This window comes from Protofrankia sp. Cas4, from assembly GCF_963555915.1.
GTDB lineage: Bacteria > Actinomycetota > Actinomycetes > Frankiales > Frankiaceae > Protofrankia.
Map to the genome: position 1 here is coordinate 1 of NZ_CAUVXL010000020.1, position 8317 is coordinate 8317.

Below are 8317 nucleotides of genomic sequence, written 5' to 3' on the forward strand. Positions count from 1 at the left end.
GCGATGAGCCGATCAGGCATGACGCCGGACTCCTTTCTTTACGAGTTCATTCGTCGGGTCGTATGGTACCGCGGCACATGGGTCGGCGATGCGATGTGGCGAAGTTTATTCCTTCTGTTTGTACTCGCCATGATATTTCGACCAATATGCCATGCGTTATGAAAGATACATATAAATGCCGCACGTCAGCTGCCCGGATGAGATGCTACATATCGGGGTCTTCGCCGCCTTGCCGTCCACGCGAAATGGATTGAAAGCGCCCGTCGTGCCACAGCAACGGTCGACCGTGGCCCCGGTAGAGCCCGATGACGGAACCGACGAGGATGGTGTGATCACCACCAGAATGCAGGGCGTGCACCGTGCAGGTGGTCCACGCGAGCGCGTCGTCGAGTACGGGCACCTCGTGGACGATCTCGTGGGACACGTCGGCGAATCGGTCTGCCGAGGGCCGGGTGGCGAAGCCGGTGGCCAGCTCGACGCCGCTCGCGTCGAGCACGTTGATGGAGAACCGACCGGCCTCGCGGATCTCCACCAGGGTGGCTGACCGGTTGCCGACGCAGGCGAGCACGAGCAGTGGATCCAGGGAGAGTGAGGTGACCGCACTCGCGGTCATGCCGGTGGGGCCGGCCGGTGTCACCGTGGCGAGCACGGTGACACCGGAGGCGAGCTGGGCGAAAACCGAACGGAACAGCTGCCGGGCCTGCTCAGGGCTGGTCGGCAGGTCGCCCGCGGCCAGCGGACGGGGCTCGGGGACGGTAATCGTCGTCATCGCACCGCTCCCCTTTCAGCGGAAAGCGTGGCGTCGTCGTCGTGGATGTCGCCGTCGGCAGGAAAAACCACGTGATCGCCGAACAGACCGCGCATGATCCGCTGCATGTTGTCGCGCAAGGTGCGTTCGGCGATCGGGTCGATGATCGCGGCGAGGCTGGGCATGCCGAGGTCGAAGTGCGCTGTGAAGGTGAGGGTGGCGTCCGGGCCGGCCTGGTAGGCCTGCCAGGTGCCGTGGAAGGTGTCGAAGTCTCCGTCTGTCTGGCTGAAGCTGATCGTGTGAGCAACGGAATCGATGTGATCGCGTTCTGACCAGCAGAGCAGGCCGTTGCGGAAGACGACCGACCAGTCGGAGTCGACGGTTCCATCGTCGTGATCGGTGATTGTTACCTCACGAACGGTATCGGTGTACTCGGGATAGCGGCCGAAATCGCTGACGCGGGCGAAAACGGCGTCCACCCGGGCGGCGGGTATGAGGGTTTCCAGGGCAACGGTGCGCATCTCAGGCGCTCCTTTCGAGGGTTGTGGTGTGCGGGTGGCTCTCGTTCAACGCTCCGGCGGCGCCGGTGACCGCGGTCAGGACAAGGTCCACGTCGGCCGCGGTGAGCACCGCGGGTGGGGTGAGCCGGATGACGTTGTGGGCGTTGAGGGAGTGGTTCACGAGCACTCCACGTTCGATCATTTCGAGGACGAGCTCGCCGGCGAGTTGGGCATCGGCCAGCTCGATGCCGATCAGCAGGCCTGCACCCCGGACGTCGACCACGAGGTCTGGGCAGGTGCCGTGCAGGATGTCCTGTATGCCGGCAAGCAGCTGTTCGCCGAGCACTCGGGCACGTTCGACCAGCCCTTCGTCCCGGATGGTGGTCACGGCGGCCGCGGCAGCGGCCATGGCAACCGGAGCTTCCGCGAAGGTGGATGTGTGCAGGAACGGGTCGCGGTTGAACGGCGCGTACGTGGCGGCGGTCGCGACCATGGCGGCGACCGGGATGACTCCGCCGGAGAGGTTCTTGCCGACCAGCAGTATGTCGGGGATGACGTCGTCGGCATCCGCTCCCCACCAGCGTCCCAGCCGGCCCAACCCGGTCTGGATCTCGTCGACCACCAGCAGCGCGCCGTGGTCGCGACAGAGCGCGGCGACGTCACGCAGGTAACCGGCGGGCGGGAGGACCACGCCGCCTTCGCCCTGTACCGGCTCGACGACCACGCAGCAGTCCGCAACCGTGCCCAGGACCGCGGCCAGCGCCGTGGAGTCACCGAACGGTACGTGCTGCACTCCTGGCAGCAACGGCCGGAACGGCGCCTGGTAGAACTCGCGTGCGGTCAGCGACAGGGCACCCATCGTCTTGCCGTGGTACCCGCCGATCGTGGAGACCAGGCTGGTACGCCCATTGGCCCGGGCAAGCTTGATGGCCGCTTCGGTGGCCTCGGCACCCGACGTCACGAAGTGCACGTAGTCCAGACCGGGCGGGGTGATCTGGGCGAGGGTCTCGGCGGCGTGTGCGGCGACGGGTTCGAGCAGCAGGCGGGTCGCCATCGGGTGTCGCTGGATCTGGTCGACCACAGCCCGTATCACTGCCGGATGGCGGTGTCCGAGCAGAAAGACCCCGTAGCCGCCGCAGTCGAGGTACTCGTTTCCGGTGGCGTCCCAGACCCTGGCACCGTCGGACGCGACCTCCACCAACCCGCCGGTCAGACCCGCCAGCCGGGCCCGACCACGGCTGACGTGCCGGCGATAAGTGGTCGCGACCTCGGCCGCGCCGGTCGGGTAGGACGTGGACTCGTTCGTACTGTTCGTACTGTTCGTACTGTTCATGCCGCAACCTCCGTCAGCCCGGCCGCACGCTCGTCGATCAGACCCTTGGCCAACGCCAGATATCGCACCGACGCGGCGAACGAGCTTTCCAGCGCGTGCGGCGTGGGTGCCTGGGTACCGGGGATGGCACCGAGGCTGGTGGGGAACGGGGGTGCCCCGGAGAACAGTGCGGTCATGGCAAGAAGGTCATCGAAGCGGCGCCTGGCCGTCGGGGGCAGCGGGTCGATGAACACCGGCCGGATCAGCCGTTCGACCATGTCCGGAACGACCAGGCGCGGCGCGGTCACGGCGATACCCAGCCGCTGCGCGGTGGCCAGACAGAAACCGAGCATGCTCTGGGCGGTCAGCGCCTGCGGCCCGGCGCTCAGCCAGTACACCCCGTCGGGAATCCCGGCACGGACCAGCGCGGTCAGCGCGCGGGCGACGACGTCCTGGGGGATGAAGTCGATCCGCGAGGACGGTTCCAGCGGCACCAGCGGAAGCTGGTTCTTCAACACCGCACTCGCGATCATGTGCAGTCCCTGGAGACGGACGATGCGCCCGGTGACCGAGTCGCCGATCACCACCGACGGTCGGACGATGGCGGCGGGAACGCCGCTGGCACCCACCAGAGCTTCGGCGGCCCGCTTGGAGTCCAGGTAGTCCTCGGGACGCGCGAGGGCCTCCCGTAGATCGCTGCCGGTCGCGCTGCGGGTCAGCTCGGCGCGCGCGACGAAGGCGGTGGAGACGTAGAGCAGCCGTGCCTCGCTGTCAGCGGTGAAGTCACAGATCCGCCCAGTTCCGGCTACGTTGAGCTCCTGGGTGGTCTGAGCTCCCGCGGCGAAGTCGGTGATCGCGGCAGCGTGGATCACGAAATCGACCTGCTCGCACAGTGTCTTGTAGGTCATCTGGTCGAGTCCGAGCCGAGGTCGGGCGATGTCGCCGTGGACCTGCTCGGACTCGACCCGGGCACGGCGGGTCAGGCTGATTACTCTGAAATGACGCCCGAGCATCGGCAACAGCGCGCTGCCCACCACGCCGGTGGCTCCGGTGAGCAGAATCGTGGGACGAGCGGACATTGTTCTCCCCTCATAAGCACTGGTGACGCGGCACCAGTGACGTGAGCCGGTTCGGATGTGAGCCGGTTCGGATGTGAGCCGGTTCGGATGTGAGCCGGTTCGGATCAGCCGACACGCAGTGGCTGCCCGGCGAAGTAGTCGCACAGCGGGTCCGACATCCGGGCTCGGGACGGTGGGTGGAATGCCAGCGCCGCGGTACAGGAGGCCAGGTAGGCCACATCGGGCGAGCTGATGTAGGCCATGCCGCCCAGCGCTTCGACGCTGCGGCGCACCGCGCGGGCAATCGCGTCCTGAACGGCGAAGCGGCACACCAGCGCCGCCGCGAGGGCGGTTTCACCGGCCAGACCGAGTGTCATTGCGCGGGCCACGCCCTCCACACAGCCCATTGCGGCTTCCAGCTCTACCGCGATACCGGCACGTTCGGACGCCGCGGTGCGGTCGGAGGTCAGCACCCGCTCGGCAAGTGCGCTGGCCATCCCCAGATAGGAGGCAGCCATAAGCAGCTCGAACCACAGGAACCCGGCGGTCTGCAGGTCGTCGGGGGTGTCATCGGGCCCGATCTCGGTGCGAACCAGCAGATCGGCGGGCACGGCCACCTCCTCCAGAGCAACCTCGTCGGACTCGGCGGCCGCCAGGACCGGCGACTTCCAGAACGGCCGCACCGACATGCCGGGGGTGTCGGCTGGAACGAGAGCCACGGCCAGCTGGGTACCCTCGGTGTCCGTTCGGGGCACGGCCACCGAGGCGGTGAGCAGGTCCATGGACCGGGCCAGGCTGCACGGCTTCTTCGTCCCGGAGATCACCACGCCGTCCTCGGTGGGTCGGGCGGTCATGCCAGGGGCGAGGATGGCCTGGCCGGGGCGGCCTTCGGCGAAACCGGAGGCCACCAGCAGCCCATCGCGGGCGATGCCCTCCAGCAGCATCCACTCGAAGCCGGTGCTGACCCGGCTTGTCTCGACCAGGCTCGCGATCGAGAAATGGTGCATCGTCGTCGCAACAGCCAGCGACGGCGAGCGCGAACCGAGCGCGCGCTGCACGCGGACCGCCTGGAGCACGTCGGCGCCGATGCCGGCGTGTTTCCTCGGCACGAGCAGCGCCGGCCCGTGGTGAGCCCGAAACGACTTCAGTGCCGGGCTACCCTGTTCTTCCAGACTGGTCAGATCGTAGCCGCGCAACGCGGCATCCAGACCCGGTAGCAGCTGCTCCAGCGTCCGACGTTCCTCGGTCAGGAACCGCATTATCGTGTCTTCCTCTCGATGGTGTCCGCCACGGCTGAAAATCGATGTCGGACCGGCGTGCCGGCCGGTACACCAATCAGGTTGGGCTCTGTCCCCGGCCCCGTTCCAGGCATCTCAGGGCTGGCCGGCACGGCCCACAGGGTGTGGGAAAACACCACCTTGGTGGTGGCGGGTGTGTGCACCGCGGCGCGGCTTTACCAGGGCCCACCAAGGTGGGTTTTCCCGAACCCTTGAGCGGGTGGTGTGCACACCTGAGATGTATGGCGTGGGTCGAGGTCGTGGCCCAGGCTTGAGGGCATCCGGTTCGCGGTTTCCGGTTCGCGGTCTCCGGTTCCGGTACGGACGAGAGCCATCTCGTCCTCGATATCGGATTGAGCGTCCCGATAAACAGGAAGGGAATGGATCAAATGGCGAGAGACAGCGGGGAGACGGCTACCCTGAGAGTGAGCACCCAAGGCAACGAGACCAGACTGCGGGCTGGTCGGACGTGCGTGGTCGGACGTGGCCCGGAATCTGACATCGTCATGGCCGATGTGCAGGTTTCACGAAGTCACCTGGTGATCGAGCCGGCCCGCAATGGATGGTCGGTGCGGGATGTCAGTTCGAACGGGACCTGGGCGAACGGCGAAAAAGTGGCTACCAGGATGGTCCGTGGCCGAACCAGCTTCCGGCTCGGCGCACCCACCGGCCCAGAGGTGGTGGTCGACGCCCAGGCCCCGTCCGCGGAGGCACCCACGGCCGAGCTGGCGACGCTGCTGCACGACAGCCCCGAGCGTGTACCCGGGCCAGGTGGCCCCGGAAGGCCAGGTGGGTCCGGAATTCCCGAGGCGAGGACTCCGGGCTCGCGAAAAGCCATGATCGAATCGCCGTCGGCGGCCGAGGCGAAGAATGCACCGGGCCGGGCCGCGCTCGAGTACGAGCGCCACAACGTCCACCAGTTGTTCGACGGCACAACGTCGATCGGACGCAGCGCGGACAACGACATCACCGTGGCCGACCTGCTCGTCTCCCGACGCCACGCTGAACTGCACGTCGGCGACGCCGGGATCGAGATCGTCGATGTCGGGTCGGCCAACGGCACGTTCCTCAATGGACGGCGGGTGACTCAGGAATCCCTGAAAGAAAGCGATGTGGTCGCGGTCGGACACCACCTGTTCCAACTGCGAGGCAACACGCTGGTAGAGGCCGTCGACAAAGGGGATGCCACCTTCGAGGCGCAGGGACTGTCGGTGTCGGTCGGCGGCAAGCAGCTGCTGCATGATGTCAGTTTCCGGTTGCCGGCGCGCAGCCTGCTTGCTGTGATCGGCCCGAGTGGTGCGGGAAAGTCGACCCTGTTGGGCGCCATCACCGGGTTCCGTCCCGCGGACACCGGTTGTGTCCGCTATGCCGGCCGTGACGTCTACGCCGAGTACGACGAGCTGCGCCGCCGGATCGGCTACGTGCCCCAGGAAGATCTGCTGCATTCCGCCCTGACCGTGCGCAAGGCCCTGGAATACGGGGCCGAACTACGCTTCCCGCCGGACGTCAGCGCCGATGAGCGGCGGACACGCATCGATGAGGTGCTGGCCGAGCTTGGGCTGACAGCGCATGCGAACACACAGGTCAGCCGGTTGTCGGGCGGCCAGCGCAAGCGGACCAGCGTGGCGATGGAGCTGCTGACCAGGCCATCGCTGCTGTACTTGGACGAGCCGACGTCCGGTCTCGACGCGGGACTCGACAAGTCGGTCATGATGTCACTGCGTAAGCTCGCGGACGGCGGGCGCACCGTGGCCGTGGTGACGCACAGTGTGGCCCACCTCGACTCGTGCGACTACGTCATGGTCCTTGCCCCTGGCGGGCATGTCGCGTACTTCGGCCCGCCGCGCGGCGCCCTTCCGTACTTCGGCAAGCTCGACTTCTCCGATGTGTTCCTCGAGTTGGAGGCGAGCTCGGGTGCGGATGCCGGGGCCCGCTTCCGTGCATCCAACCTCTACGTCGCCACCTCCGTGACCGCACCGTCCGCCCGGCCGGCACCCGCGGAACTTGCGGGCCTGCGACAGCAGTCGGTGTTCGCGCAGCTGTCAACGCTGTTTCGCCGCGCGCTGTCGGTGACCACATCCGACCGCTCCTACCTGCGACTTATCATCGCCTTCCCTGTCCTGCTCGGTCTGGTACCGCGGGGTGTCCGCGCCCGCCACGATCTGGGTGTGGTACCCGGCCAGTCGAACCTGGACGCACCCACGGTGTTGCTGGTGCTCGTCGTCTGCGCCTGCCTGATGGGGACGGCCAACGCCGTTCACGAGATCGTCAAGGAGCGGGCGATCTACCGTCGGGAACAGACGATCGGCCTGTCGACGACGGCCTACCTGAGTTCGAAGATTGTCATCCTGGCGCTGATCACCGGCGTCCAGTCGGTGATCCTGACGTTGATCGCCCTGCTCGGCCGGGCTCCGGCGCATGGAGCCGTCATCGATTCGCCCTGGCCGGAGGTGCTACTCGCGGTCGCGGTGGCTGCGCTCGGTTCGGCAATGCTGGGTCTGGTGATCTCTGCGCTGGTGGACAAGGCGGAGAAGGCGATGCCGCTGCTCGTGCTGATCACCATGACCCAGCTGGTGCTCTGTGGCGGCATGGTGCCCGTCGTCGGCCGCCCCGGGTTGGAACAGGCGAGCTGGCTGGCCCCTGCACGCTGGGGTTTTGCGGCACTGGCGTCGACCACGGATCTCAACGTGGTGTCGCGGAACGTCGTCGACGGCGATTCACGCTGGAATCACGCCGCGGCCACCTATGCCGGCAACCTGATGTTCGGACTTGTGGTCGCGGCCGGGGCAGTCGTGCTCTGCGCCTACATCCTCAGGCGCACCGAAACGCGCCTGCTGCGCCGCGCCGCGAGGAGGAGCGGCCGACTGCAAAAGAGCCACTGACAATCAGGATTTATCCGGATGAACATTAGATTCCATATTAGGAGAAAACATGTCTAAAAATCTTGATGGCACGGTCGTCGCTATCACCGGGGGCAGCCGCGGGCGCCTGGCAACAGGTGCGGTGCCCCGGCCCCGCCACGCCGTGCCTCCTATTGCCGGGCGCTCTAAGTCCAACAGTCGGGACCGGGTGGTCTGTTTTCATCCCGACGCCAACTACCAAGGTGTGGTTTCCCTACCCCTACAGGGCGTAGCGGGTGTCCCTGAGATATCTAGGCCGAGGCGCTTGCGTAATCCAACATCGTTGTATGGAACGGTCCAGATATCGAGCCTGCCGGTGCGGGATCGCTGCGTACCTGGTTGACGAGGGCACTCCGGAGCGCCCGGCAGGCCGGCGGACCGAAGGAACTCGGCGTGTGAGGACGGTTGACATGGCGCAGGAGATCACGGCTTCGGTGTTGAGCTTCACGGGCATCCCACCGCTGACCGTCGTGTACAGCGGGGGCGGTCCGTTCGGCATCGCCTATGGACTCGGGATCGCCC

Annotated in this window: 6 protein-coding genes; 1 reads left to right on the plus strand and 5 read right to left on the minus strand. The window is 66.8% G+C overall.

What is annotated here, in order from left to right:
* Positions 1-205 precede the first annotated feature (205 nt).
* From U9979_RS02110 to U9979_RS02130, 5 genes are all read right to left on the minus strand, one after another.
* Positions 206-769 carry a flavin reductase family protein gene (locus U9979_RS02110; protein WP_322778041.1) on the minus strand — a complete coding sequence of 188 codons (564 nt, stop codon included), beginning with the start codon at positions 767-769 and terminating at the stop codon, positions 206-208.
* Positions 766-1269: a type II toxin-antitoxin system RatA family toxin gene (locus tag U9979_RS02115; RefSeq protein WP_322778042.1), complete on the minus strand. Its 504-nt coding sequence runs from the start codon at positions 1267-1269 to the stop codon at positions 766-768. The genes U9979_RS02110 and U9979_RS02115 overlap by 4 nt, the downstream gene beginning before the upstream one ends.
* A 1-nt stretch (position 1270) precedes the next feature.
* Entirely contained in the window at positions 1271-2581 is a 1311-nt protein-coding gene (locus U9979_RS02120) for an aspartate aminotransferase family protein (protein ID WP_322778043.1), read from the minus strand.
* Positions 2578-3639: an SDR family oxidoreductase gene (locus U9979_RS02125; RefSeq protein ID WP_322778044.1), complete on the minus strand. Its 1062-nt coding sequence runs from the start codon at positions 3637-3639 to the stop codon at positions 2578-2580. Before U9979_RS02125 ends, U9979_RS02120 begins: the two co-directional genes overlap by 4 nt.
* Positions 3640-3743: 104 nt before the next feature.
* The gene (locus tag U9979_RS02130) at positions 3744-4877 is read right to left on the minus strand and encodes an acyl-CoA dehydrogenase family protein (RefSeq protein WP_322778045.1); all 1134 of its coding nucleotides are present in this window, start codon (positions 4875-4877) and stop codon (positions 3744-3746) included.
* A 407-nt stretch (positions 4878-5284) separates the two neighbouring features.
* On the opposite strand from U9979_RS02130, the gene U9979_RS02135 reads away from it, so the two are divergent.
* Positions 5285-7777 carry an ATP-binding cassette domain-containing protein gene (locus U9979_RS02135; protein WP_416219232.1) on the plus strand — a complete coding sequence of 831 codons (2493 nt, stop codon included), beginning with the start codon at positions 5285-5287 and terminating at the stop codon, positions 7775-7777.
* The last annotated feature ends 540 nt before the right edge of the window (positions 7778-8317 follow it).

What these genes read in the sequence shown, in the direction of transcription:
- U9979_RS02110 (WP_322778041.1), bottom strand. Translation starts at nt 769, where the DNA reads ATGACGACGATTACCGTCCCCGAGCCCCGTCCGCTGGCCGCGGGCGAC.
- U9979_RS02115 (WP_322778042.1), bottom strand. Translation starts at nt 1,269, where the DNA reads ATGCGCACCGTTGCCCTGGAAACCCTCATACCCGCCGCCCGGGTGGAC.
- U9979_RS02120 (WP_322778043.1), bottom strand. Translation starts at nt 2,581, where the DNA reads ATGAACAGTACGAACAGTACGAACAGTACGAACGAGTCCACGTCCTAC.
- U9979_RS02125 (WP_322778044.1), bottom strand. Translation starts at nt 3,639, where the DNA reads ATGTCCGCTCGTCCCACGATTCTGCTCACCGGAGCCACCGGCGTGGTG.
- U9979_RS02130 (WP_322778045.1), bottom strand. Translation starts at nt 4,877, where the DNA reads ATGCGGTTCCTGACCGAGGAACGTCGGACGCTGGAGCAGCTGCTACCG.
- U9979_RS02135 (WP_416219232.1), top strand. Translation starts at nt 5,285, where the DNA reads ATGGCGAGAGACAGCGGGGAGACGGCTACCCTGAGAGTGAGCACCCAA.